We start from the raw sequence: 25,350 nt of genomic DNA on the forward strand, positions 1-25,350 counted from the left end.
GTGTGCACCGAGGCGAAAAAGGGTCCAGCCGCTACCATGCAGGCCATGGATTCAGCCCAAAGCCAACTCATCCAGATCGCCGAGCGCGTGCGCACCGCGGCGGCCGACGCCACGCCGCTGCGCATACGCGGCGGCGGCACCAAGGATTTTCACGGCCTGGCCCTGCAGGGCGAACTGCTGGACACGCGGGCGCTGGCCGGCGTGGTCAGCTATGAGCCCAGCGAGCTGGTCGTGACCGTGCGTGCCGGCACGCCGCTGGCCGAGGTCGAGGCCCTGCTCGCAGCACAGGGCCAGTGCCTGGCCTTCGAGCCTCCGCATTTCGATGGAGACAGCCGCAATGCCACCGTGGGCGGCATGGTGGCCTGCGGCCTGTCCGGGCCGGCGCGCGCCAGCGTGGGGGCCGTGCGCGACTTCGTGCTGGGGCTGGAGATGATCAACGGCCAGGGCGAGCTGCTGCGCTACGGCGGGCAGGTCATGAAGAACGTGGCGGGTTACGACGTCTCGCGGCTGATGGCGGGCTCCTGGGGCACGCTGGGCCTGATCACCGAAATCAGCCTCAAGGTGCTGCCCGTGGCGCCAGCCGAGGCCACGCTGCGCTTCGCGTGCAGCCAGCAGCAGGCGCTGGACTGGCTCAATGCCTGGGGCGGGCAGCCGCTGCCGCTCAATGCCAGTTGCTGGCTGCAGGAAGAGGGCGCAGCCCAGGGCGTGCTGTACCTGCGCCTGCGCGGTGCGCGTGCCGCCGTGCAGGCGGCCTGCGAGCGCCTGGGTGGCGAGCGTGTGCAGCGCATGGACCATGTGCATGCTGCTGCCGACTGGCAGGCCTGCCGCGAGCAGCAGCTGCCCTGGTTCACCGCACGCGCACCGGGCCATGCGCTGTGGCGCCTGTCCGTGCCGCAGACGGCTCCGGCCCTGGCGCTGCCAGACGGCTGCACGGGGCCGCTGATCGAATGGCACGGCGCACTGCGCTGGGTACAGGCGCCGCGTGCGCTGGGCCATGCGCTGCGCGCGCTGGCAAAAGCAGCGGGCGGATCAGCCACCGTGTTCCGCTCCGAGGCCGCAGGCCAGCCCGGCGCCGAGCCCGATTTCGAGGCCCAGGCGGCCGATGCCACGGCCGCGCTGCATGCGCGGCTCAAGCAGGCCTTCGATCCTGCGGGCATCTTCAACCGCGGCCGGCTGGCCGCCGCCTGGTAGGCCGGGCCAACGCCTGGCTCCGCCCATGCGCATGCGCCACCACCTGCACCTGCTCACGGACCGGCACCGCACGGTGGCCAGCAACCGCACGCTGGGCCTGCTGCTGGCCTTCAACGCGGGGGCGGTGAATGCGGGCGGCTTTTTGCTGGTGCACTCCTATACCTCGCACATGACGGGATTTGTCTCGCTGCTGGCCGACAACCTCGTGCTGGGCAATACGGCGCTGGTGCTCAGTGCCTGCGGCGCGCTGCTGGCCTTTCTGTGCGGCGCGGCCGCGACATCGCTGCTGGTCAACTGGGCGCGCCACCACCGGCTGCGCAGCAGCTATGCGCTGCCGCTGCTGCTGGAAGCCGCGCTGATGCTGCTCTTCGGCCTGCTGGGCGCGGCCATGCTGGCCTGGCCCACGCCGTTTGCCGTGCCGCTGGCCGTGCTGCTGCTGTCCTTCATCATGGGATTGCAGAACGCCACCGTGACCAAGATGTCGTCCTCGCAGATCCGCACCACGCACATGACGGGCGTGATCACCGACCTGGGCATGGAGCTGGGCCGAGCCCTCTACTGGAACCGCCATGGCAGCCCGCCCGAGCATCGCGTCCACGCCAACCATGTGCGGCTGCGGTTGTTCGCAGGGCTGCTGTCCATGTTCCTGCTGGGCGGCATTGCGGGTGCGCTGGGTTTCCGGCACCTGGGCTTTGTGTTCGTCGTGCCGCTGGCCGTGGTGTTGTGCCTGCTGTCCTTGCCGCCGCTGTGGGCCGACCGTGCGCGGCTGCCGCTGCTGCTGGGCCGGCGAGCCGCGCCTCGCGCATGACCGCCGTGTCCGGCTGCCGTGCCTGACCGTTTCTCGATACCCATACAACAAGAGCCCCACCATGCAGACCCAACTCGCACCCCAGTACCGCGCCACGCCCGAGGGCCAGGAGGCCGAAGCCATTCTGCGCAAGTGCGTGCACTGCGGCTTTTGCACGGCCACCTGCCCGACCTACCAATTGCTGGGCGATGAACTGGACGGGCCGCGTGGCCGCATCTACCTGATCAAGCAGGTGCTGGAGGGCGAGACGCCCACGCGCGCCACCCAGCAGCACCTGGACCGCTGCCTGACCTGCCGCAACTGCGAAAGCACCTGCCCCAGCGGCGTGCAGTACGGCCACCTGGTGGACATAGGCCGCAAGATCGTCGAGGAACAGGTGCCGCGCCCCTTCGGCGAGCGCGCCAAGCGCTGGGCGCTCAAGGAGGGGCTGGACTCGCCGCTGTTCGCCCCGGCCCTGAAGCTGGGGCAGGCCGTGCGCGGCCTGCTGCCCGAAGTCCTGGCCGAGAAAGTGCCCCAGCCCCAGGATGCGGGCGCCTGGCCCGTGCGCGAGCATGCGCGCAAGGTGCTGCTGCTGGCCGGTTGCGTGCAGCCGGCCATGATGCCGCGCATCAACTTCGCCACCGCGCGCGTGCTGGATGCGGCCGGCATACAGACCGTGGTCGCGCCCAAGGCCGGTTGCTGTGGCGCCGTGAAATTCCACCTCAACGACCAGGAAGGCGGCAAGGCGCAGATGCGCGCCAATATCGACGCCTGGTGGCCGCAGGTGGACAGCGGCGCGGTGGAGGCCATTGTCATGAATGCCTCGGGCTGCGGCGTCACCGTCAAGGAATACGGCCATCTGCTCAAGGACGATGCGCAGTACGCGGACAAGGCTGCCCGCATCAGCGCCCTCACGCGCGACCTGAGCGAGCTGCTGCCTGAGCTTCTGCCCGAGCTGGCCGAGCGCCTGCAGGGCAGGGTGCGCGCGCCGGCCGCACCCATGGCCTACCACCCGCCCTGCACGCTGCAGCACGGGCAAAAGCTGCGCGGCGGCGTGGAAACCCATCTGGCCAGGCTGGGCTTCGAGCTGCGCGTGGCGCGCACCGAGTCGCACCTGTGCTGCGGCTCGGCGGGAACCTACTCGGTGCTGCAGCCCGAACTCTCGCACCAGTTGCGCGACCGCAAGATCGGTGCGCTGACCGAAGGCTTCGATGCCCGGCGGCCCGCAGCCATCCTCTCGGCCAACATGGGCTGCATCGTCCACCTGCAAAACGGCACGGACCTGCCCGTGCGCCACTGGATCGAGGTGCTGGACGAGGCCCTGCTGGCCTGAGTCCGCCCGCATGCCAACTGCGCATCTGTGCCTCCAGCGCGACGCCGTGGGGCCTATGCCCGCGCAAGCCTTTGCAATGCTGGCATGATGCGGGGTTTCGTTTTCTCCAAGCCCACGTGCTCCGCCATGACTGAATCCGTGTCTGAACCGCAAGAACAGAGCGCCGCGCTGCCGGCGGACGCCGCTGCCGGCACCGAGCCGCAGGCTGCAGCCAGCGCCGATGGCCAGGGCCGCAAGCGCTCGCGCCGTGGCGGACGTGGCCGCAACAAGGGCAAGGCCACCGGGCCTGCCGCCGACGCCGCATCCGGCACGGCCGCCAGCGCAGAGGCAAACGCTTCCAGGCCCGGGCGCACCCAGCACCCGCTGCTGGCGCAACTGGCCGAATGGCATCCGAACCTGTTCGGCGAGCAGCCGCTGCCGCTCAAGCGCGGCATCTTCGAAGACCTGCTGGCCGCCCATCCTGAAGCCATTGACCGCGACCAGCTCAAGCTGGCCCTGTCCCAGCACACGCGCTCGAGCCGCTACCTCACCGTGGTGGCCAGCGGCCAGGCCCGGCATGACCTGCAGGGCCAGTCGGTCGAGGCCATGGCGCCCGAGCATGTGCACCATGCGCTGATCGAAGTCTTCCGTCGCCGGCAGCACCGCTCGCCCGAAGACCTGGCGCCCAAGCTGCGCAACCGCATCATCGCGGCCTACGAGGCATCGGGCCTGTCGCGCGACGACTACGCGGCGCGCGTGCAAGGCCGTGACGAGGCCACCAACACCCTGGTGGCCGAGGCACTGGCCGAGGCCGATGCGCGCACCGCACGCGACGAGGCGCTGCTGCGCGCCTTCGAGGCCAGCGGCCAGACCACCGAAGCCGGCTTTGCCGACATGTACGGCATGAACCCGCGCCAGGTGGCGCAGCAGCTGGAACGCGCCCGCCGCCGCCTGCAGACGCAGGCGGCCTGAGGCACCAAAGACCGGCAGCACCGCCTGCCGGCACACTCCACCGCCGCGTGCCCGGCAAGGGCCGCGCCGGTGCACCTGCCCTGGATCACAGGCGGCATCTCTGCAGCGGACCCTTCCGCCAGCACGCAGATGCCCACCAGGGGCGGGCCCGGGGATGAACTGTTTCACGGACGCCGCCGCACCCGGCCACGGGGCGGCGGCGCCTTGCCGTGCGCGCTCGTTCCGGGAAATGAACACGGCGCGCAAGGCACTTCAAAGCAAAAAGCAAAAGGAGACTTGCGATGTGGCTGGGTTTGTCGTTGTTCTACGTGGGCGCCGTGCTGTGCCTGAACGGCCTGTGGATGCTGGGTCGCATTGCCGACCGGGAGATCTGGGTCATCAACGTGTTCGCGGGCCTGGTCTCGCTGATCATCGGCCTGGCCTCCGCCTTCGGGCCCGAGCCCGATGCGGCTTCGGTCAAGACCGGCGCGCTGACCCTGCTGTTCGCCTTCACCTACCTGTGGGTGGCCATCAACCGCTTCACGGGCGCCGATGGCCGGGGCCTGGGCTGGTTCAGCCTGTTCGTGGCCATCACGGCCGTGCCCGTGGCCATCGACACCCTGCTGGGCGCGCGCACCGCCATCGACTGGTGGATGGCGGCCAACTGGGCGGCCTGGGCCGTGCTGTGGGCCATGTTCTTCGTGCTGCTGGCCCTGGGCCGCAACATCGGCCGCGTGACGGGCGCGCTGTGCATTGTGCAGGGCGTGCTCACGGGCTGGCTGCCGGGCTATCTGCTGCTGGCGGGGCAGCTCACGGGCTGATTGCGCAGCGTGAGTACGGGAAGGGCGTCAAGCCCCACGCCGCCGTGCATGCGCCAGTGCAGACAGCAGCGCTGCCGCGATGATGCAGGCGCCGCCCAGCAGCGTGCGCGGCGTCAGCACCTCGCCTGCAATCAACACCGAGGAGACGCTGGCGAACACCACCTCGGCCAGCATGACCACGGCGGTCACGCCGGCGGGCAGGCGCGCGGCGCCGAACTGCAGCGCCCAGTTGCCCAGCATCAGCAGCACGGCCAGTCCGACGGCAATCAGCATCCAGCCGGCCTGCGGCGCAGGCATGGGTGGCACCAGCCCCACGCTGCTGCCCGCGAAGGCGCTGGCCAGCCCCATGGCCATGCAGCCGCTGAACATGGCCAGCATGCGCGCCTGCGCCGGCACGGCCTGCAGGCGGCGCAGCAGCACATTGGTCAGTGCAAAGGTGAAGCCGCCAAACAGTGCCAGGCCATCGGCCAGCGACAGACCGTGCAGCAGCCCGGGCGAGCCGCCGCTGAATGTGCCCTCGGGCACCAGCACCAGCGCCACCCCGCCAAAGGCCAGCAGCAGCCGCGTCAGCGCGGCCGGCGTGGGCCGCTCGCCCAGGATCTTCCAGGCCAGCAGCACGGACCACGCCGGCATCAGATAGAACAGCAGCACCACGCGCACTACATCGCCGATGGTCACGGCCCAGTTGAAGGCGATGTTGTTGCTGCCCGCGCAGGCGCCCAGCAGGATCAGCGCCGGGTACTGCAGCGCCTGGCGCAGGCTGGCCGGGCGCAGCGCCACCAGCCCTGCCAGCACCAGGGCATACATCAGCGCCGTGGCCCACAGCGGATGCAGGCCGGCATCGTGCATGGCGCGGAACGGCCACCAGGCCAGGCCCCAGACCAGGGTGTTGAACAGCAGGGCGAGAACGGGCAGGGGGCTATGCATAAAACCACGAAAAAGCGCCCGGCCAGGCAAAGCCCGCACCGAACACAATACGAGAAGACCATTTGGACCAGGCCTATCAATCGATAGCGCCCTATGAAACTGGCACGGCCCAAAGCGAGAGACACCGAGCCAGGGCCCGAGCCGGCCGCGCCGCCCCGCCGCGAGGGTGTCGCCCCCCCTGGGGGAAGGCGCGAAACGCCTCAGGGGGCAGTCTCAATGACAATCCTTGCGAGCAATCGCCAGCAGGCGCTCGACTTCCTCGGGATGGTTGCGCACATTGCTGACGTGCCAGCGGCCGATCAGCCACATGATGCCGGCCACCACCAGACCGAACACCGTGATGGCGCCGAAAGCCGACAGCCCGAACTTGGTGGACAGCGCATAGAAGGCGCCCAGCGCCAGGATACAGGCCTGCTCGTTGAAGTTCTGCACGGCAATCGAGCGGCCCGCGCCCATGAGGTTGTGGCCGCGGTGCTGCAGCAGCGCATTCATGGGCACGACCAGGAAGCCGCCCAGTCCGCCCAGCAGGATCAGGAAGGGAATGGCCACCCACACGCTCTTGATGAAGATCATGGCGATCACCAGCAGGCCCATGGTGATGCCCAGCGGAATCACGCGCGTGGCGTTGTCCAGCCGCATGCGCATGGACGCGAGGATGGCCCCCGCCGCCGTGCCGATGGCCACCACGCCCACCAGGGCCGATGCCTGGGAGGTGCCGTAGCCCAGGGCCGCTGCGCCCCAGGCCAGCACGATGTAGCGCAGGTTGCCCGATACGCCCCAGAACAGCGTGGTCGTGGACAGCGAGATCTGGCCCAGCTTGTCCCCCCACAGCCGCTGGCTGCAGGTCCAGAAGTCGGGCAGCAGGGCCAGGGTATTGGCCAGCAGGCTCTTGCTGGGGTCCTGGCGCAGCGGGCGCAGGACGGTGTCGGTCAGCGGAATGCGCAGGTTGAACCAGGCGGCCAGTGCATAGACGCCGACCAGCACGGCGATCGCCGCTTCGGCGGCCGTGTCCACGCCCGTGTCCAGCAGGGGCAGGTCAAAGTCCAGCAGATGGGCCGAGATGCCCGGGCTCAGCAACTGCCCGCCCACGAGCACGCCCAGGATGATGGAGGTGATGGTCAGCCCCTCGATCCAGCCATTGGCCTTGACCAGCTGGGAGGCGGGCAGCAACTCGGTGAGGATGCCGTACTTGGCCGGCGAGTACGCGGCAGCGCCCAGGCCCACCACGGCGTAGGCCAGCAGCGGGTGGTTGCCGAACAGCATCATCAGGCAGCCCACGATCTTGATCGCATTGCTGATGAACATCACCCGCCCCTTGGGCAGGGCGTCGGCAAAGGCGCCGACGAAGGGGGCCAGGATCACGTAGAACAGCGCAAACATGGGCACCAGGGCGGCGCGCTGCCACTCGGGGGCGCCATTGGTGCGCAGCAGTTCCACGGCGGTCACGAACAGGGCGTTGTCTGCCAGCGAGCTGAAGAACTGCGCTGACATGATGGTGTAGAAACCGCGCTTCATGGATAGGCAGATGGGGCCAGCTGCAGGGCTGCTGACCGGTTAAATAAGGACCCCGTGGCAAGTGACTGGCGGTTATATCACGCGGCCTTCGGCCGGCAGTGCCAGAATCCCAAGCTTCTGACTGAGTGAAAACCATGCCGCGTCCCATTCTTGCCACCATCCATTCCGCCGCGCTTCGCCACAACCTGGAGCGGGTGCGGCAGGCGGTCCCCGATGCCAAATTGTGGGCCGTGGTCAAAGCCAACGCCTATGGCCACGGTATCGGAAACGTGTTCGAGGCCCTGCGCGGCGCCGACGGCTTCGCCATGCTGGACCTGGCCGAGGCCGAGCGCGTGCGCCAGCTGGGCTGGCGCGGCCCCATCCTGCTGCTGGAGGGCGTGTTCGAGCCGCGCGACCTGGAGCTGTGCTCGCGCCTGTCCATCTGGCACGCCGTGCATTGCGACGCCCAGATCGACTGGCTGGCCGCGCACAAGACGCAGAACGGCCACCGCGTCTTCCTCAAGATGAACTCCGGCATGAACCGCCTGGGCTTCACGCCCGAGCGTTTTCGCGCGGCCTGGGCCCGGCTGAACGCCTTGCCCCAGGTGGAGGAAATCTCGTTCATGACCCATTTCAGCGATGCCGACGCAGGCGCTGGTCAGACGGGAATCTCCGCGCAACTGCAGCGGTTTCACGACGCCACGCGCGACCTGCCCGGCGAACGCAGCGTGGGCAACAGTGCCGCCACGCTGCGCCAGGGCGTCGATGCCCAGGTGCGCTGCGACTGGGTGCGGCCCGGCATCGTGCTGTACGGCAGCTCGCCCGACTATCCGCAGCACACGGCGGCCCACTGGGGCCTGCAGCCCACGCAGACGCTGAGCTCGCGCATCATCGGCGTGCAGCAGCTGGCCGAGGGGCAGAGCGTGGGCTATGGATCGCGCTTCACGGCCGACGGCCCCCTGCGCCTGGGCACCGTGGCCTGCGGCTATGCCGACGGCTATCCACGCCACTGCGGCACGGGCACGCCCGTGCTGGTGAACGGCGTGCGCACCCGCACCCTGGGCCGCGTGAGCATGGACATGCTGGCCGTGGACCTGACACCCGTGCCCGATGCCGGCATGGGCAGCGAGGTCACGCTGTGGGGCCGCGCCGGCAACGGCGCCGTGCTGCCCATCGACGAGGTGGCCGAGGCCGCAGGCACGCTGGGCTATGAACTCATGTGCGCCGTCGCGCCGCGCGTGAACAAGACCGTCGATTGATCAGGGCGCGGCTTCCACGCTGTCCCTGGCCCGCTCCAGCAGCGCCATCAACTGCCGTTGCGCGGCGGGCTCCCAATCCTTGAGCAACCGCGCCGCCAGCGCCTGGCGCGATTGGCGCAGCCGGTCGAACAGGGCCTGACCCTGGGGGCTGAGGCTCAGGCAGCGCACGCGGCGGTCGCGGGCGTCCGGTTCGCGGTCCAGCCATCCCTGCTCCTGCAGCTGCGCCAGCATGCGCGCAAGCTGGGCCTTGTCCATGTGGCTGTGGTCGACCAGATCCCTTTGCGTGCGGCCCGGGTGCCGGCCCACGTACATCAGCACGCGCACCTCGTTGGGCGTCAGCCCGGGCTCCATGGACTCCATGTCCTCGCGCATGCGCGAGCGGAACAGGTGCAGCAGCTCGTGCATGGCCTCGAAGATATCGGCGGGCAGGGAGGCATTCATGGCTGGGGTCGTGTGGAAATACGTTGACAAAGTCAACGGATTGCAGAGAATTGGTGGACTAAATCAACATTCTAGGCCGTCACAGGCCGTTTCGCCAATGAACTTGCCCAATCCAGCCACCTCTGCCTTGACACCTGCCCCCGTCGTCCAGCGTGTCCGCCATCCCTTCCGCGCCCGCCATGTGCAATTGCTCTCGCGCGAGCAGCCCAGCCCCGGCTTTGTCCGCCTGACCCTGGGCGGCCCCGATCTGGAGGACTTCGTGAGCGCCGGCTTCGATGACCATGTCAAGCTCATCCTGCCGCAGGCCGGGCGCGAACTGCCCGCGCTTCCCGTGCTGCTCGATGGCCGCCCGACCTTCGTGGAGGACGAGCGCCCCACCTTGCGCGACTACACGCCGCTGCGCTACGACGCCGCGCGCCAGAACCTCATCATGGATTTCGCGCTGCACGATGCCGGCCCCGCCACCGAATGGGCGCTGACCGCACCGCTGGGCCAGTGGGTGGGCCTGGCCGGGCCGCGCGGCAGCCTGGTGATCTCGGCCAACCTGCCATGGCATTGGCTGTTCGGCGACGAGACCGCCATGCCCGCCATCGAGCGGCGCCTGGCCGAGCTGCCCGCCGGCAGCCGTGCCGTGGTGCGCGTGCAGCTGCGCAACCCGGCCGACCGCCGCCAGTGGAGCAGCACGGCCCGGCTGGACTGCGACTGGGTCGAATCGCTGGCCGATGCCGTGCAGGCGCTGGAGCTGCCCCAGGACGACGGCTATATCTGGGCGGCGGGCGAGCACAGCGCCATGGCCGAGCTGCGTCGCCTGCTGCTGGCCAAGGGCGCATCGCCCAAGCGCATGCGCGTGGCTTCCTACTGGAAGCAGGGCACGGCCGACCACCATGAAGACCTGAACGATCCCAGCTGACCTGCCTTGAGAAAAGAACGGATAGCACAGACGAAAAAAAGCCCACCGAAGTGGGCTTTTTTTCGTGGTGGTTGCGCGAGAAGGATTTGAACCTCCGACCTTTGGGTTATGAGCCCAACGAGCTACCAGACTGCTCCATCGCGCGGTAATCCGCAGTAATTTCGTTTTCACTGCATTTTCTGCAGCGAAGAAGTGAACTATAACCGATATCTTTCCGTCACGCAACTGCGATAGGCGCGAAACATGCGTGCCAGGGCGGCAGCCACCGCTCGGTATAGTGCTCACCCCATGGCCAAAGACAAAACCACGTTCATCTGCAATGCCTGCGGAGGCACCAGCCCGCGCTGGCTGGGCAAATGCCCGGCCTGCGGGGCCTGGAACTCGCTGATCGAGGCCGTTGCCGAGCCTGCGAGCGCGGGCAAGAACCGGCTCAGCCAGCCCCAGGGCTATGCGGGCCTGGCCAATGTCCAGGCCGTGATGCCGCTGTCGGCCATCGAGGCCCAGGACGTGGCGCGCACGCCCAGCGGCATCGAGGAGCTGGACCGCGTGCTGGGCGGCGGCATTGTCGAAGGCGGCGTGGTGCTGATTGGTGGCGATCCCGGCATCGGCAAGTCCACCCTGCTGCTGCAGGCCATGGACGCGCTGCACCGCGTCGGCCTGCCCACGCTGTATGTCACGGGCGAGGAAAGCGGCGCCCAGGTCGCGCTGCGCTCGCGCCGCCTGGGGCTGGAGGCCAGCCAGGTCAACGTGCTGGCCGAGATCCAGCTGGAGAAGATCCTCGCCACCATGGAGGCCACCCAGCCGGCCGTGGTCGTCATCGACTCCATACAGACCGTGTACTCGGACCAGCTGTCCTCGGCGCCGGGCTCGGTGGCCCAGGTGCGCGAATGCGCGGCCCACCTCACGCGCGCGGCCAAGACCACGGGCATCACCGTGATCCTGGTCGGCCACGTGACCAAGGAGGGTGCACTGGCCGGCCCGCGCGTGCTCGAGCACATGGTGGACACGGTGCTCTACTTCGAGGGCGACACGCACAGCAACTTCCGCCTGGTGCGCGCCATCAAGAACCGCTTTGGCGCCGTCAACGAGATCGGCGTCTTCGCCATGACGGAGAAGGGCCTCAAGGGCGTGACCAACCCCAGCGCCATCTTCCTGTCCCAGCACAGCGAGCCCGTGCCCGGCTCCTGCGTGCTGGTCACGCTGGAGGGCACGCGCCCCATGCTGGTGGAGATACAGGCCCTGGTCGACCAGGGCGGCCCCGCGCCGCGTCGCCTGTCCGTGGGCCTGGACCGCGACCGGCTGGCCATGCTGCTGGCCGTGCTCAGCCGCCACGCGGGCGTGGCCTGCGCGGACCAGGATGTGTTCGTCAACGCCGTGGGCGGCGTGCGCATCAGCGAGCCTGCGGCCGACCTGGCCGTCATGCTGTCCATCACCTCCAGCCTGCGTGGCCGCGCCCTGCCCAAGGGATTCCTCGCCTTTGGCGAAGTGGGCCTGGCCGGCGAAGTGCGCCCCGCGCCGCGCGGCCAGGAGCGCCTGAAGGAAGCCGCCAAGCTGGGCTTCACCATGGCCGTGGTACCCAAGGCCAATGCGCCCAAGAAGGCCATCCCGGGTCTGACCGTTCATGCCGTCGAACGCGTGGACGAGGCCATGAATATCGTCCGAGGGATGGGCTGACGCTCTTGCCGAGCGCATTGCGGGGGCATACGCACTGTCCGCAGCGGCCCTGCGGCGCCTCCATAAGACAATCGGCGCCATGAATTTGCGCAATATCCTGATTCCCCTGGGCCTGCTCGTACTGCTGGTGGCTGCGCACCAATCCTATGGCTGGATGGGTGTGGTCGCCGTGGGCGGCGGCATCATGATGTGGCTGCTGCTGCATTTCACGCGGCTGATGTCCATCATGAAAAAGGCCTCCAGCCGGCCCATGGGCTATGTGGGCAGCGCCGTCATGCTCAACGTCAAGCTCAAGCCCAAGGTCTCGCTGATGCACGTGGTGGCCATGACGCGCTCCCTGGGCGAGCGCCTGTCCGAAGAAGGCCAGCACCCCGAGATCTACCGCTGGACCGACGGCACGCAATCCCACGTGACCTGCGAGTTCATGCATGGCCGGCTCGTGAAGTGGAGCCTGGTGCGCCCCACGCCTGAGCCCGAGCCGGCACCTGCGGCCCCCGAGGCAGCGCCTGCGCCCTAAAATGCCGGGTTGGTGTTCTGTTCAATACCCCAAGGATGTTCCTATGAGCCCCGTTGTTCCCTCGATGGCCGACCGTGACGGCAAGATCTGGATGGATGGCCAGCTGGTGGACTGGCGCGATGCCAAGATCCATGTGCTGACCCACACGCTGCACTACGGCTGTGGCGCATTCGAGGGCGTCCGGGCCTACAAGTCCGAACAGGGCACGGCCATCTTCCGCCTGGAAGACCACACCAAGCGCCTGTTCAACAGCGCCAAGATCCTGCGCATGCAGATCCCGTTCACCCAGGAAGCGGTGAACCAGGCCCAGGTCGAGGTCGTGCGCGCCAACCAGCTGGAGTCCTGCTACCTGCGCCCGCTGACCTGGATCGGCGACCGCAAGCTGGGCGTCTCCCCCAAGGGCAACACCATCCACCTGATGGTGGCGGCCTGGGCCTGGGGCGCCTACCTGGGCGAGGAAGGCATGCAGCGCGGCATCCGCGTGAAGATCTCCAGCTTCACGCGCCACCATGTGAACATCACCATGAGCCAGGCCAAGGCGGTGAGCAACTACACCAACTCCATCCTGGCCAACACCGAGGCGCTGGACGACGGCTATGACGAGGCCATCCTGCTGGACGCCTCGGGCTTCGTCTCCGAAGGCTCGGGCGAGAACATCTTCGTCATCAAGGACGGCGTGGTCTACACGCCCGACCTGTCGGCCGGCGCGCTCAACGGCATCACGCGCAACACCGTGATGCACATCTGCAAGGACCTGGGCCTGGAAGTGGTGCAAAAGCGCATCACGCGCGACGAGCTGTACATCGCCGATGAAGTCTTCTTCACCGGCACGGCCGCCGAAGTCACGCCCATCCGCGAGGTGGACCGCATCGAGATCGGCGCGGGCAGCCGCGGCCCCCTCACCGAGAAGATCCAGCAGGCCTTCTTTGACATCGTCAACGGCCGCAACCCCAAGTACGCCCATTGGCTGACTCGGGTCTGAACATCCCTAGAGACCCACGAAAGAGATAAGCAAGCATGACAACGAATGCCACCGTCGAACTGGCGGCCAAGGACCTCAACGCCCAGGGCGGCGTGTTCTGCCCCAGCCCCAAGGCCGACATGAAGCTGTGGAATAGCCATCCCAAGGTCTACCTGGACGTGGCCCACACCGGCGAAGCCAAGTGCCCCTACTGCGGCACGCTGTACCGCCTGAAAGCCGGCGAAGTCTTCGCAGGCGGGCATTGAACAAAGCGGGCCTCGGCCCGCCTTTTTTGTTTCAGGATGCTGCCGGCCGCAATTGCAAAGCCTGGTCCCAAAGACTGCCCGGAACGGCACCGCCGTGCAGTGCCTGCATCTCGGCAAAGTGGCGGCGTTCGCCTCCACGCAGCTTGACCAGAGGGGCAACGCTGGCAGCCGCTGGCACCAGGCACAGTTGCGGGTAGAGCAAATACCATTTCCAGCGGAGGGCTCGGTGGTAGATGAAGGCCGTGTCTTCGGCCTTGTACAGCACCAGTTGGCCATGGGTCTGACGGCGCAGCACCTGCTGGGCCGCGATATGGCACAGCAAGTAGTCTGGGTCGGGGATCCCCTGTCGAGTGGCTTCCCAACTCGGGTCTGCCTGGGCACGTTCCAGGTACTTCTGCGTGCCCTCAATGACCAGCGCTTGGTGGAACTCCTGCTGCCAGGCTGTCACGAAGGACGAACCTGCTGGCGCGCCAAACAGCCAGTTTTCAATCACTGGGTATTCAGGGTCCTGGGTGAAGCCTTCCAGATAAAAGCCAACGAACTCGGCCGGGCCTCGGGCAGGCAGCATCCAGTCCAGCGAGCGGGTCAGCAAAATGCTGGCGTCCAGCCAGAAGCCTCCATGGCGTGCAACCAGATACAAGCGGATCCAGTCAGCTTGCTTGGTGGGGGATAATCGCGCGAAATTTTCGGGCAGCGCCTCTTCTGGAACGTGCTGACCCCGGTTCCCCGGATGTACCAGATGGACTGCATATCCGGGGCAGTTCACACGCCAGCTCTGGATGCAGGACAGCACGAAGGCATCGGGCTCCGGGTGATTCCAGTACGTCCAGATCGTCTTCGGGATTTCCGCTGCAAGACCATCGGCTGCCGGGGGCGATGGCGGCAGTTGCAAGGGCGCAGGCATGGTGTAATCTGCGCCGATTTTGGAAGGCGCCGCCCAGCGATGGAGCAGCCTGAATAAGACCGCAGGAATTTTTTTCATGAGCGGATGGAAAGCGGAATGCCCGCATTTTGGGGCAGAAAGTTGCGGTCTTGATGAGATTTGACAAGTCGAAGCTGCCAGGGCTCCTCACGACCCTGGCTGCCATTTTGGTGCCCGGGCTGGCCTTGTGGCTGCGCTCGGGCTATTCCTATGGCGCCGGCCTCATGGTCCTGGGCGCCCTGTGTTTTCTGCCCCGCTGGGTCAGGTACCGGCAGTCCGCCGGCACCTGGCTGCTGGTCGCGCTGTTCCTGGGCATGGCGGTGATGTGGTACTTCCTGTCCGTGCTGGACGGGGGCACCGGGCAGTTCGACCGGCCCGTGAAATTCATCCTGGGCGCGGTCAGCCTGCTGTTCGCCATGTGCTATCCGCCCACGGCGCGGATCTTCCTGTGGGGTATCCCGCTGGGCAGCGCGGGGGCGGGCTTCATGGCCCTGTGGCAGGTCTGCGTGCTGGGCATGGAGCGGGCCACAGGCTACACCAATGCCATCCAGTGGGGCAACATGGCCTTGCTGCTGGGCTGCTTCTCCTGCATCTATGCCATGTCCTTCTGGCACCAGCGATCCGTGTTCTGGCGTTTGCTGGTGCTGGCGGCCGCCGCGCTGGGGGCGCTGGCTTCGCTGTTGTCGGGCTCGCGCGGCGGGTGGCTGGCGCTGTTGCCGATGTTCTTCATGCTGATGGTGCTGGTGCGCATGTACCGTCCGCAGTACTTCGGGCGGCTGTTGCTGGGCTGCGCCGCATTGCTGGTTGCGCTGGCTACCGTGATGGCCTTCATCCCGCGCGTCAGCGAGCGCGTGGATGAGGTTTATCTGGACGTGAGCACCTACTTCCAGTCCGGCAACTCCAACACCTCGCTGGGCACCCGGCTGGAGCAGTACCGGCTGGCCGTGCAGATGATCGGCGAAAAGCCCCTGCTGGGCTGGGGCATGCAGGGCTATGTGAACGAGATGCACCGGCGCGTGGACGCCGGTGACTATGGACAGTCCATCCGCGAATACAACTTCATCCACAACGACTTCCTGGACATCTGGGTCAAGCTCGGCGTGCCGGGCGTGCTGCTGCAGGCGGCGCTGTTCATCTCGCTGCTGTGGCTGTTCTGGCCCTCGCGGCGGCGCATGGCGCTGTGGCCTGCGGACAGCACCCCCTGGCGCGAGGCCCTGCTGCTGCGTATCCTGGGCAGCCTGATGCCAGCCATGTACCTGGCGTTCGGCATGTCACAGCAGTTTTTCGTGCACAACAGCGGCATCGTCTTCTTCGTCTTCCTCGTGGTGGCCCTGTGGTCATCGCTGCACGGCCTGGAGAGGGCCAGCGGAGCCGTGCGGTGACGGAGCGCGCCACCACGGCCCGGCCCCGGGTGCTGCACTTCGTGACGGGCGGCTTCTCGGGTGCCACCCAGGTGGCGGTGGACCTGGTGTCCGCGCACCGCACGTCGGGTCGCTTCGACGCCCGGCTGGTGCTGCGGCGCAAGCGCAATACCTCCGATGAACGCGTGCAAAAACTGCGCGACGGCGGCATCGATGTCGATGTGGTGGCCGGCTGGTCCCATGCCGCCACGGTCTGGCAGCTGCGCCGCATCTGCCTGGACTTCCGGCCGGACATCGTCGTCGCCCATGGTTTCAGCGACCACCTCTGGGGCCGCTTTGCCGCGCTGTGGGCCGGCGTGCCCTGCCTGGTGCATGTGGAACACAACTCGCGCGAGCGCTACACGCGCTGGCGGCTGGCGCAGGCCCTGTGGCTGACCGAGCGCACGGCCGCCATCGTCGGCTGCTCCGAAGGCGTGCGCCAGAGCCTGCAGAACCGCGGCTTTCCTACGGCCAAGCTCATGGCCATCAGCAACGGCATCCGGCCCGAGCCCTATCTGCAGGAGCCACCCCCCTTGCTGCAGCGCCGGCCGGACATCGTCATGGCCGCGCGCTTTGCGCGGCAAAAGGACCATGCCACCTTGCTGCGCGCGCTGGCCGTGCTGCGACAGCGCGGCCTCAAGCCCACGCTGACCCTGGCCGGCGGCGGCAAGGCGCGCGCCCAGCAGGCGGCGCAGCGCCTCAGCGCCGAACTGGGCCTGCAGGACCAGGTGCAATTCATCGGCATGTGCAACGACGTGCCCGGCCTGCTGCGCGCGCACCGCGTCTGCGTGCTGTCCACCCACTACGAGGGCATGCCCCTGTCCCTGCTGGAAGGCATGGCGGCGGGCTGCGTGGTGGTGGGCAGCCGCGTGGTGGGCGTGCAGGAAGTGGTGCGGCCCGGCGACAACGGCCTGCTGGCCGCGCACGCCGACCCTGAATCGCTGGCCGACGCCCTGCAGCAGGCGCTGCAGGATGACGAGGCCGCCGTGCGCATGGCCGCCACCGCGCGGCAGGAAGCCCTGTCGCACTACAGCCTGCAGCGCATGACCGGCCAGTACGAAGACCTGTTCGCCCGCCTGCTGCAGGGGGAGCATCCGTGACCTGGCTCAGCATCCTGGTGCCCGTCTACAACGTGCTGCCCTACCTGGAGGAATGCCTGCAGTCCGTCATGGACCAGGCCGATGCCGGCGTGCAGGTGCTGGTGCTGGACGACTGCTCCACCGATGGCTCCTGGGCCCTGATGCAGCAGCTGGACCAGCGCTGGCCCGGCCGCCTGCAGCTCATGCAGCATGAGCGCAACGCCGGCCTGAGCGCGGCGCGCAACACCATGATCGATGCGGCCACGGGCGACTACCTGTGGTTTCTGGACTCCGACGACAAGCTGCTGCCCGGCGCCATTGCCGGGCTGTCGGCCATCGTGGAACAACATGCGCCCGATACCGTGCTCTGCGACTTCTCCGTCTGGCGCGAGGCCCCGCGCCTCAAGCACCGCCTGCGTGGCGAGGCGCACCGGCACAGCTTCCAGGGCCCCACGCTGCAGCGCTCGCAGGACCGGGGCGCCCTGCTGGCGGGCCTGCTGCGCACGGGCCAGCTGCATGCCTGGTCCAAGATCTCGCGGCGCGGCCTGTGGGATGCGGGCCTGCGCTTTCCCGCAGGCCGCTACTTCGAAGACATGATGACCATGCCGCAGATGGCGCTGCGCTGTGCCAGCTTCTATTACTGCCCCCAGCCCTGGGTGGCCTACCGGCAGCGTGCCGACTCCATCCTCTCGTCCATGACGCCGGCCAAGGCGGCGGACCAGTCGGCGGCCCTGTGGCCCCTGGCGCAGGCCGTGCAAGGCCTGCAGGACGACGCGCTGCGCAACGACGGGCGCCTGCACTTCGCCTTCGCGCACCAGGCCGCGCGCAACCTCATCGGCGCCCTGCGCTTTCTGGACAGGCAGCAGGGCATGCCGCCAGCTCAGCGGCAGGCGCTGGCGCAGCAGTTCCTGGCGGACTTCGGCCGCATCTCCCCGCTGTCCCTGCCGGCCCTGCGCCAGGCCTATCTGCGGCGTGGCTGGTGGCTGCGCGCATGGAAGCTGCGCAGCTGGGAGCGCCGTGCGCAGCAGCTGGGAACACCGGGAGCCCACGCATGAGCGGCCTGAAACTGAAGACCCGTGGCGAGCTGTGGCTGGCGGCCGGCATGCGCCGCTTCTACGCCACCTTCGCACGCCGCCTGGAGCAGGGCCCCGCGCCCGACTTCCGCAGCCATGACATCGGGCCTGCAGCGCCCGTGCCGGTCTCCACGCCCATTCCCCGCATCATCTGGGCCTACTGGAATGGCGACTCGGTGCCCCTGCTCATACAGCGCTGCTTCGACAACTGGGCCCGCCTGAACCCCGGCTACAGCCTGCGCATCCTCAACGACGCGCAGCTGCCGCAATACGTGCCGCAACTGCCCGGCAACCTGCAGCAGCTGCCCGTGGCCAAGCGTTCGGACTGGCTGCGCCTGGAACTGCTGCACCGCCATGGCGGCATCTGGCTGGACGCCAGCACCATCCTCACCGAGCCGCTGGACTGGCTGCTGGAGCAGCAGCAGCGCAGCGGCGCCGACCTGGTCGCCTACTACCTGGAGCGCTACACCCGCGACCCGCAGGTGCCCGTGGTCGAGAACTGGCTCATGGCCGCGCCCCCGGGCAGCGCCTTCATCGCGGCCCTGCACAAGGAATATGTGGAGCAGGTCCTGCCGCAGACGGGCGAGGCCTACATCGCCCAGCTCCAGCAGGCCGGCGAGTACGAGCAGCTGCGCCAGGGCATAGACATGCCCGCCTACCTGAGCATGCACCTGGCCATGCAGCGCGTGCTGCGCGCCGGTGGCAGCTATCGGCTGCGGCTGGCCAAGGCCGAGGACGGCCCCTTCTTCCTGCACGTACTTGGCCGCTGGGGCCGCACCCCGCTCAAGGTCCGCCTGATGTTCTCGCGCGCCGAACAGGCGCCCGTGCCGCTGATCAAGCTGCGCGCCCCCGACCGCAAGAAGCTGGACTTCTACCTGGAGCGCGGCCTCTACGTGCCCGGCAGCATCGCCGACCGCTACCTGCGGGGCTGAGCCGCAGGCGGCAGTTCAGGCCAGCGGCAGCCGCAGCACGAAGCAGGCGCCCGGCTGGCCGTCGGCGCGGCCCTCGCAGTGCACGCTGCCGCCGTGGCGCTGGGCGATGGAGCGCACCAGGGCCAGGCCCAGGCCCACGCCGCCCGAGCGCTCGCTGGCGCCGGGCAGGCGAAAGAACTTCTCGAAGATGCGCTCGCGGTGGGCCGGCGCCACGCCGGGGCCGTGGTCGCAGACGCGGATCTCGGCCATGGCGTCCTGGCGCGAAAGCTCCAGCGTGATGGCGCCCTGGCTGTAGCGACGCGCGTTCTCCAGCAGGTTGCGCACGGCGCGGCGCAGCAGCTTGGAGATGCCGGGCACTTCCAGTGCGTCGGTGGACCGCAGGTCCAGGTCGGCATCCACGCGTGCGCATTCCTCGGCGGCCAGGCCGATCAGGTCCACGGGCTCGACCGTGCCCACGTCGCCTTCATAGGTCTCCAGCCGGCTGGCCAGCAGGATCTCGTCCACCAGCTGGTCCAGCTCGCTGATGTTGCGCTGGATCTCGGCGCGCGCGCGGGCGCTGGCCGGGTCGTCGCCCATGAATTCCAGGCCCATGCGGATGCGCGTCAGCGGCGAGCGCAGCTCGTGCGAGGCATTGGCCAGCAGCGATTTGTGCGAGGTCACCAGGGTCTCGATGCGCGCGGCGGCGGCGTTGAACTGGTGGGCCAGGTCGGCCACCTCGTCGCTGCCGTGCTCGGGCACGCGCACCGACAGGTCGCCCTCGCCAAAGCGCTTGACGCCGCGCTGCAGGTTCTCCAGCCGCTTGAGCAGGCGGCGGATGATGGGGAACACGCCCACGGCCACGGCCACGCCCACCAGGCCCAGCAGCCACAGAAAGCCGAAGGGTGGGCGCAGCCAGAAGGCGGCGGCGCCGTCGTGCGGGGGACGGTCGCCGCGTGGCGGGCGCGGCGCCATATGCAGCATGTAGGTCTGGCCATCCGTGCCTTCGATCTCGAAGCGCAGCCCCTCCTCGGGCGGTCCGGGCAGGCGCCGGGCGCGGCCCTGGGCGATGACCTTGCCGTCCGCATCGCGCATGGCGACGTCGCGCGAGGGCGGCGAGCTGGCGCTTTGCACGCTCTGCGCGTTCTGCTCGGCCGCGATCTGCCAGGCCCAGGCCACCGTCAGCGTGAGCACGGCCACGCCGCCCACCACGGCCAGCCAGATGCGCAGGTACAGGCGCTGGGAGAAGAGGGACAGCAGCTTCATGCAGCGGTCAGTCTTGCTGTTTTGCGAACACGTAGCCTACGCCGCGGACGGTGAGGATGCGCTTTGGCGCCTTGGGGTCGGCCTCGATGGCGGCGCGGATGCGGCCCATGTGCACGTCGATGGAGCGGTCGAAGGCCTCCAGCTCGCGGCCGCGCACGGCCTCCATGATCTGGTCGCGCGTGAGCACGCGGCCTGCGCGCTCGGCCAGCGTGACCAGCAGGTCGAACTGGTAGGAGGTCAGCTCGCAGGGCTGGCCCGCCACGGTGACGCTGCGCGCGTCGCGGTCGATCTCCAGGCTGCCGAAGCGCAGCGCCGTGGCCGGCTGGCTGGCGGCCGTGCCCTCGCCGCCGCCGCGCCGGCGCAGGATGGCGCGGATGCGCGCCAGCAGCTCGCGCGGCTCGAAGGGCTTGGGCAGGTAGTCGTCGGCGCCGATCTCCAGGCCGATGATGCGGTCCATGGGGTCGCCCTTGGCCGTGAGCATCAGCACCGGCACCTGGGCTGCCGGGCCCGGCAGGGCGCGGATGCGCCGGCAGACCTCCAGGCCGTCCATGTCGGGCAGCATGAGGTCGAGGATGACGAGGTCGGGCAGGTCGGCGCCGGCCACGCCGTCGGCGGGCTGCAGCTGCTCCAGGCCGCTGCGGGCGTCGCCCATATGCGTGACCTGCAGGCCGTTGTTGCCCAGGTAGTCACCCACCATCTGCGCGAGGCGGGTGTCGTCTTCGATCATCAGAAGATGGTGCGTACTCATGGAGGGCAGTGTATTCATGCTGGGGCCTGGCGTCGTATTGCGACGATGCTCGCAGCGCCCCGTCAGCCGTGCTTGTCGCTTGCGTAAAGTTCGGTAAAACAGCGCAGCCTGCGGCCCGCCACTCAACTGCCGCGTTGCGCGGGCCGTACCGCATGCACGCGCGAGGCCAGCGCGATCAGCACCAGCACGGGCAGGCCCAGCAGGGCCGTGGCCTGGAAGAAGCTCACGTAGCCATGCGCATCGACAAAGGCGCCCGAGAAGCCGGCCAGCCATTTGGGCGCCAGCAGCATCATGGAGCTGAACAGCGCGTACTGCGTGGCCGAGTACTGCACATTGGTCAGCCCCGACAGGTAGGCGATGAAGGCCGCCGAGGCGATGCCGCCGGCCAGGTTGTCCGCGCTCACCACCCAGACCAGCGCATTCACGTCATGGCCGCGCGTGGCCAGCCAGGCGAACAGCAAGTTGGTGGCGGCCGACAGCGCGGCGCCCAGCATCAGCACGCGCATCACGCCCCAGCGCATGGCCAGCGCCCCGCCCAGGAAGGCGCCCGCCAGCGTCATGATCACGCCGTAGACCTTGGTCACGGCGGCCACCTCGTCCTTGGTGAAGCCCATGTCCACGTAGAAGGGGTTGGCCATGATGCCCATGACCACGTCGCTGATGCGGTAGATGGCGATCAGGCCCAGCACCAGCAGGGCCTGCCAGCGGTAGCGGCCCAGGAAGTCGGCAAAGGGCTCGACCAGCGCGCTGTGCAGCCACTCTGCCGCGTTGCGGGCAGGCGCCAGCGGGCGCGGCACCGGTTCCGGCGAGAGCAGCACGGTCAGCATGCCCACGGCCATGGAGGCGGCCATGGCCAGGTAGGCCACCTGCCAGGCGCCGCTCTGGTAGCCCGCCGTGCCAGCGACTTCGGCGCGAGCGGCCAGCCACAGCACGCCGGCGCCGGCCCAGATCATGGCCAGCCGGTAGCCCGTCTGGTAGGTGGCGGCCAGCGCGGCCTGGCGCTCGGTGTCGGCCGATTCGATGCGGTAGGCATCCAGCGCAATGTCCTGCGTGGCCGAGCCGAAGGCCACGGCCAGCGCGCACCACACCAGCGGCGTGAGCGAGACACGCGGATCGTTGAACGCCATGCCGCACAGCCCGGCGACGATGAGCATCTGCGCGAACAGCAGCCAGCCGCGCCGCCGCCCCAGCCAGCGCGTGAGCAGCGGCAGCGGCATGCGGTCCACCAGCGGCGACCAGACCCACTTGAAGGCATAGGCCAGGCCCACCCAGCTCAGGTAGCCGATGGTGGTGCGGTCCACGCCGGCCTCGCGCAGCCAGAACGACAGCGTGCCCAGCACCAGCAGCAGCGGCAGGCCTGCCGAAAAACCCAGGGCCAGCATGCGCAGGCTGGCCGGCTCGGCATAGACGCGCAGGGTCTGGGCCCAGCTGCGGCGGGGCGCTTCGGTGGCGGTGGAGGGGGCGGAGGAGGTGGTGGTGGACGGCTCGGTCATGTTGGGCTGCGGCAGGCTGCGGCCATTATCGGGCCCATGGTGGCGCGGACTGGCGCGCGCTACCATCGCGGGCACAGGATGCCGCCATGGCCTACACCCTCTCTTCCCTCCACAGCGATGCCGCCGCGCAAGACGGCGCGGCCGATGCCACCGATACCGCCTTCGCGCCGCACAGCTCGGTGCGCAGCTACAGCGGCGAGCACCAGGCCCATGCCCACGGCCATGCGCAGATCCTCTATGCGCTGCAGGGCCGCATGGAGCTGGAGGTGGGCGGGCGCAGCGCCTTTGTGGACGCCGTCAGCGGCATGCTCATCCCCGCCGGCGTGGGCCACGGCTACCTGGCGGCGCCGCGCTCGCGCGTGTTCGTCATCGATGCGCCCAGCGGCCCGGGGCTGGACCGGATGCGGCGCTTTTCCGTGCCGCCCGCCCTGCGCGGCCGGGAGTCGGAAGGCCCGGCCACAGAGCAACTGGCCCAGGTGCTGCAGGCGCCCGGCCTGCTGGCGCGCCGGGGGCTGGACCTGCAGCAACTGACCACGAGCGTACAGGCCGCATTGCACGAGGACTGGCCCACGGCCCGGCTGGCCGCCCTGTGCCATATGAGCGCCCAGCGCTTTCACGCGCGCTTCGTGGAGCTGGCGGGCCAGCCGCCCCAGGCCTGGCTGCGCGGCCTGCGCCTGGATGCGGCCGAGCGCGGGCTGGCGCGGGGCCTGCCCCTGGAGGCCACGGCGCTGCGCTGCGGCTATGCCTCGGCCAGCGCCCTGGCCTATGCGCTGCGGCGCGACCGGGGCGTGACGGCGCGGCAACTGCGCGGCTAGCCCGTTCACAGTCCTCCGGACTACGAGCGTTTCTCGACAAATGCCCGGCCGCGCCAGGCGCAACATGGCGCCATGGTTCGCAATTCTTCCGCTTCTTCCTCCGCCGTCGGCATCGCCTTCGTTTCGGTGGCCGCCGTGCTCTGGGGCACGACGGGCACGGCGCAAAGCCTGGGCGCAGGCGGGCTGTCGCCGTTCTGGGTGGGCGCCGCGCAACTGGCGGTTTCCAGCCTGTTTCTGGGCGTGCTGCTGGCGGTCTCCCATTGGAGGCTGCGCGGGCGGGCCGGGCAGGGCGGGGCACCCGTCCAGCCGCTGCTGCCCAACCCGGTGCACCTGGGACTGCGTCCGGCCTGGTTCGTGCTGGCTTCCATGGGAATCGGCGGCTACAGCATCTTTTTCTACGAGGGCGTGACGCTCACGGGCGTGGCCGTGGGCACGGCCGTGGCCATTGGCAGCGGCCCCATCTGGGCCGGGCTGATGCAGGCGCTGGTGCTGCGCGCGCCCCTGTCGGCCCTGTGGTGGGCCGGCACGCTGGTGAGCGTGGCGGGAGGCGCGGCCATGGTGATGGCACGGGGCGGCGCCACGCTGTCCTGGAGCGGCCTGGCCCTGTGCCTGCTGGCGGGGCTGTCGTACGCGGGCTATGCGCTGATCAACAAGCGCCTGGTCACCCACATGTCGCCGCGCGTGGTGAATTTCTATGTCTTCACCGGGGCGGCCTGCATGGCGGTGCCGATTGCGCTGGTGCAAAGCGGCCTGCCGCAGTGGAGCCTGGCGGCCGTGCTGGTGGTGGTCTACCTGGGCGTGGTGGTGTCGGGCCTGGCGCACATGCTGTTTTCCATCGGGCTGCGCAGCATCTCGGGACCCACGGGCGTGACGCTGAGCCTGATCGAGCCCGTGGCGGCCTTCGTGCTGGCGGTGTGGGTCGTGGGCGAGCGGCAGCCGCTGCAATCGTGGCTGGGGCTGCTGGCCGTGCTGGCCGGGCTGATGCTGGTGATCGGCGCCGAGATGCGGGCGCAGCGGGCCGTGATGGCCGCGCAGATGGCGTGACTCTTTGTAGGCCGGCGCCGCTCTTCACGATGCGCTGTTCTCCGCATGTTTCAGGCATGCATGGCCGCTAGACTTGGCGGCATGCAGCAGCCATCCCATCTCTCTTCCGAGCCCTGTGCCCCGTCCGCCTGGGGCTGTGCCTGCGCGCCCTGGCGCGCGCGTCGCGGTTTCTTGCTGGCCGGCAGCGCGGCGGCCATGGGCCTGGCCACGGCACCGGTGGCGGCACAGGTGCAGGTGGGCGGTGCCTCGGGCCTGCGCAAGCTGGTGCCGGCCGAGACGCTGGAAGGCGCCGCCACCGACCAGTACCAGCAACTGCTGGCCAAGGCCCGCGCCCAGGGCGCACTGGCCGGCGACAGCAACCCGCAGCTGCAGCGGTTGCGCTCCATCGCCAGGAGGCTGATCCCGTACACCGCGCAATGGAATCCCCGCGCCAATTCCTGGCGCTGGGAGGTCAACCTGATCGGCAGCAAGGAGATCAATGCCTTTTGCATGCCGGGCGGCAAGATCGCCTTCTACACCGGCATCATCGACCAGCTGCAGCTCACCGACGACGAGATCGCCATGATCATGGGTCACGAAATGGCCCATGCGCTGCGCGAGCACTCGCGTGAACAGCTGGCCAAGAACCAGGCCACCAGCATCGGCATCTCGCTGGGCGCCCAATTGCTGGGCCTGGGCGACCTGGGCAATGCGGCGGCCCGCCTGGGTGGCCAGTTGCTGTCGCTGAAATTCAGCCGGGGCGACGAAAGCGAGGCCGATCTGGTGGGCCTGGAACTGGCCGCGCGCGCCGGCTACAACCCCCAGGCCTCGGTCTCGCTGTGGCGCAAGATGGGCCAGGCCACGGGCGACCGTGGTGGCCTGGAATTCCTGTCCACCCACCCCGCAGGGCCCGAGCGCATCCGCGAACTGGAGCGCAACATCCCGCGCGTGGAAGGCCTCTACGAGGCCGCACGGCGCGGGTAGGCGTGCCAGCAAGCTAAGACCCGGGCAGCTTTTTGGGTGCAGTGTTTGAAACTGGCGCGGCCAAAGATCAGGGACACCGAGGAAGGGCCTAAGCCGGCCGCGCCGCCCCGCACCGAGGGTGTCGTCCC

25 protein-coding genes and 1 tRNA gene are annotated in these 25,350 nt (G+C 68.9%); 18 read left to right on the top strand and 8 right to left on the bottom strand.

All coding sequences use genetic code 11. The features are described 5' to 3' along the window. The first annotated feature begins 36 nt into the window (after positions 1–36). From glcE to ACFPFG_RS20005, 5 genes are all read left to right on the top strand, one after another. The gene (glcE, locus tag ACFPFG_RS19985; protein ID WP_380107959.1) at positions 37–1,191 is read left to right on the top strand and encodes a glycolate oxidase subunit GlcE; all 1,155 of its coding nucleotides are present in this window, start codon (positions 37–39) and stop codon (positions 1,189–1,191) included. A gap of 25 nt (positions 1,192–1,216) precedes the next feature. Continuing rightward, a complete protein-coding gene (locus tag ACFPFG_RS19990) occupies positions 1,217–1,999 on the top strand; it encodes a YoaK family protein (RefSeq protein ID WP_016448596.1) in 783 nt (260 codons plus the stop codon). A 61-nt stretch (positions 2,000–2,060) separates the two neighbouring features. Beyond that, entirely contained in the window at positions 2,061–3,311 is a 1,251-nt protein-coding gene (gene glcF / locus ACFPFG_RS19995; RefSeq protein WP_312373718.1) for a glycolate oxidase subunit GlcF, read from the top strand. An 84-nt stretch (positions 3,312–3,395) separates the two neighbouring features. Then, positions 3,396–4,262 carry a ProQ/FinO family protein gene (locus ACFPFG_RS20000; protein ID WP_380107962.1) on the top strand — a complete coding sequence of 289 codons (867 nt, stop codon included), beginning with the start codon at positions 3,396–3,398 and terminating at the stop codon, positions 4,260–4,262. Between the two features lie 281 nt (positions 4,263–4,543). Further along, positions 4,544–5,062 carry an AmiS/UreI family transporter gene (locus ACFPFG_RS20005; protein WP_197954545.1) on the top strand — a complete coding sequence of 173 codons (519 nt, stop codon included), beginning with the start codon at positions 4,544–4,546 and terminating at the stop codon, positions 5,060–5,062. Between the two features lie 27 nt (positions 5,063–5,089). On the opposite strand, the gene ACFPFG_RS20010 is transcribed toward ACFPFG_RS20005, so the two are convergent. Both ACFPFG_RS20010 and lplT read right to left on the bottom strand, forming a co-directional pair. Further along, a complete protein-coding gene (locus tag ACFPFG_RS20010; RefSeq protein WP_197954546.1) occupies positions 5,090–5,989 on the bottom strand; it encodes a DMT family transporter in 900 nt (299 codons plus the stop codon). Positions 5,990–6,202: 213 nt separating this feature from the next. Then, the gene (gene lplT / locus ACFPFG_RS20015) at positions 6,203–7,504 is read right to left on the bottom strand and encodes a lysophospholipid transporter LplT (RefSeq protein WP_183021283.1); all 1,302 of its coding nucleotides are present in this window, start codon (positions 7,502–7,504) and stop codon (positions 6,203–6,205) included. 134 nt (positions 7,505–7,638) lie between these two features. Between lplT and alr the strand changes: the two genes are divergently transcribed. Next, the gene (gene alr, locus ACFPFG_RS20020; RefSeq protein ID WP_380107964.1) at positions 7,639–8,742 is read left to right on the top strand and encodes an alanine racemase; all 1,104 of its coding nucleotides are present in this window, start codon (positions 7,639–7,641) and stop codon (positions 8,740–8,742) included. Here the strand turns inward: alr and ACFPFG_RS20025 are convergent, their stop codons facing one another. Beyond that, positions 8,743–9,183, bottom strand: a complete 441-nt coding sequence (locus ACFPFG_RS20025) for a MarR family winged helix-turn-helix transcriptional regulator (RefSeq protein WP_183021285.1) — start codon at positions 9,181–9,183, stop codon at positions 8,743–8,745. A 97-nt stretch (positions 9,184–9,280) separates the two neighbouring features. On the opposite strand from ACFPFG_RS20025, the gene ACFPFG_RS20030 reads away from it, so the two are divergent. Beyond that, a complete protein-coding gene (locus tag ACFPFG_RS20030; RefSeq protein ID WP_380107966.1) occupies positions 9,281–10,093 on the top strand; it encodes a siderophore-interacting protein in 813 nt (270 codons plus the stop codon). Positions 10,094–10,161: 68 nt separating this feature from the next. Here the strand turns inward: ACFPFG_RS20030 and ACFPFG_RS20035 are convergent. Further along, positions 10,162–10,238: transfer RNA gene (locus tag ACFPFG_RS20035), tRNA-Met, on the bottom strand. Positions 10,239–10,381: 143 nt separating this feature from the next. Here ACFPFG_RS20035 and radA point away from each other — a divergent pair. The 4 genes from radA to ACFPFG_RS20055 all read left to right on the top strand — a co-directional run bounded on the left by radA (position 10,382) and on the right by ACFPFG_RS20055 (position 13,511). Next, complete coding sequence (gene radA / locus ACFPFG_RS20040; protein WP_043821911.1) at positions 10,382–11,767, top strand: DNA repair protein RadA; 1,386 nt, start codon at positions 10,382–10,384, stop codon at positions 11,765–11,767. 79 nt (positions 11,768–11,846) lie between these two features. Beyond that, complete coding sequence (locus ACFPFG_RS20045) at positions 11,847–12,284, top strand: glycerate kinase (RefSeq protein WP_183021288.1); 438 nt, start codon at positions 11,847–11,849, stop codon at positions 12,282–12,284. Positions 12,285–12,327: 43 nt separating this feature from the next. Continuing rightward, the gene (locus tag ACFPFG_RS20050; protein WP_034397818.1) at positions 12,328–13,266 is read left to right on the top strand and encodes a branched-chain amino acid transaminase; all 939 of its coding nucleotides are present in this window, start codon (positions 12,328–12,330) and stop codon (positions 13,264–13,266) included. 35 nt (positions 13,267–13,301) lie between these two features. Further along, positions 13,302–13,511, top strand: a complete 210-nt coding sequence (locus tag ACFPFG_RS20055; RefSeq protein ID WP_012202256.1) for a zinc-finger domain-containing protein — start codon at positions 13,302–13,304, stop codon at positions 13,509–13,511. A 31-nt stretch (positions 13,512–13,542) separates the two neighbouring features. Here the strand turns inward: ACFPFG_RS20055 and ACFPFG_RS20060 are convergent, their stop codons facing one another. Beyond that, positions 13,543–14,415 carry a glycosyltransferase family 32 protein gene (locus ACFPFG_RS20060; RefSeq protein ID WP_099735005.1) on the bottom strand — a complete coding sequence of 291 codons (873 nt, stop codon included), beginning with the start codon at positions 14,413–14,415 and terminating at the stop codon, positions 13,543–13,545. A 131-nt stretch (positions 14,416–14,546) separates the two neighbouring features. On the opposite strand from ACFPFG_RS20060, the gene ACFPFG_RS20065 reads away from it, so the two are divergent. From ACFPFG_RS20065 to ACFPFG_RS20080, 4 genes are read left to right on the top strand one after another with little or no spacing between them, the layout of a single operon-like run. Then, positions 14,547–15,815: an O-antigen ligase family protein gene (locus tag ACFPFG_RS20065; RefSeq protein WP_183021289.1), complete on the top strand. Its 1,269-nt coding sequence runs from the start codon at positions 14,547–14,549 to the stop codon at positions 15,813–15,815. Further along, entirely contained in the window at positions 15,812–16,933 is a 1,122-nt protein-coding gene (locus ACFPFG_RS20070) for a glycosyltransferase (protein WP_380107968.1), read from the top strand. Before ACFPFG_RS20065 ends, ACFPFG_RS20070 begins: the two co-directional genes overlap by 4 nt. Continuing rightward, positions 16,930–17,967, top strand: coding sequence for a glycosyltransferase family 2 protein (locus ACFPFG_RS20075; RefSeq protein ID WP_380107970.1), 1,038 nt, complete (start codon positions 16,930–16,932; stop codon positions 17,965–17,967). The genes ACFPFG_RS20070 and ACFPFG_RS20075 overlap by 4 nt, the downstream gene beginning before the upstream one ends. Beyond that, positions 17,964–18,917, top strand: coding sequence for a glycosyltransferase family 32 protein (locus ACFPFG_RS20080; RefSeq protein ID WP_183021292.1), 954 nt, complete (start codon positions 17,964–17,966; stop codon positions 18,915–18,917). The genes ACFPFG_RS20075 and ACFPFG_RS20080 overlap by 4 nt, the downstream gene beginning before the upstream one ends. Before the next feature lie 15 nt (positions 18,918–18,932). Here the strand turns inward: ACFPFG_RS20080 and ACFPFG_RS20085 are convergent, their stop codons facing one another. From ACFPFG_RS20085 to ACFPFG_RS20095, 3 genes are all read right to left on the bottom strand, one after another. Next, on the bottom strand, positions 18,933–20,159 hold the full coding sequence (locus ACFPFG_RS20085) for an ATP-binding protein (protein WP_183021293.1): 1,227 nt from the start codon (positions 20,157–20,159) through the stop codon (positions 18,933–18,935). A 7-nt stretch (positions 20,160–20,166) separates the two neighbouring features. Continuing rightward, complete coding sequence (locus ACFPFG_RS20090; protein ID WP_380107973.1) at positions 20,167–20,925, bottom strand: response regulator; 759 nt, start codon at positions 20,923–20,925, stop codon at positions 20,167–20,169. Positions 20,926–21,029: 104 nt separating this feature from the next. After that, on the bottom strand, positions 21,030–22,400 hold the full coding sequence (locus ACFPFG_RS20095; RefSeq protein ID WP_380107975.1) for an AmpG family muropeptide MFS transporter: 1,371 nt from the start codon (positions 22,398–22,400) through the stop codon (positions 21,030–21,032). An 86-nt stretch (positions 22,401–22,486) separates the two neighbouring features. Between ACFPFG_RS20095 and ACFPFG_RS20100 the strand changes: the two genes are divergently transcribed. From ACFPFG_RS20100 to ACFPFG_RS20110, 3 genes are all read left to right on the top strand, one after another. Beyond that, on the top strand, positions 22,487–23,215 hold the full coding sequence (locus ACFPFG_RS20100) for a helix-turn-helix domain-containing protein (RefSeq protein ID WP_183021294.1): 729 nt from the start codon (positions 22,487–22,489) through the stop codon (positions 23,213–23,215). 72 nt (positions 23,216–23,287) lie between these two features. After that, entirely contained in the window at positions 23,288–24,259 is a 972-nt protein-coding gene (locus tag ACFPFG_RS20105) for a DMT family transporter (RefSeq protein WP_380107978.1), read from the top strand. Between the two features lie 60 nt (positions 24,260–24,319). Beyond that, entirely contained in the window at positions 24,320–25,222 is a 903-nt protein-coding gene (locus ACFPFG_RS20110) for a M48 family metallopeptidase (RefSeq protein WP_380107980.1), read from the top strand. Positions 25,223–25,350: the final 128 nt, after the last annotated feature.

Source organism: Delftia deserti, assembly GCF_042653485.1.
In the GTDB taxonomy this organism is placed as follows: domain Bacteria; phylum Pseudomonadota; class Gammaproteobacteria; order Burkholderiales; family Burkholderiaceae_C; genus Comamonas; species Comamonas acidovorans.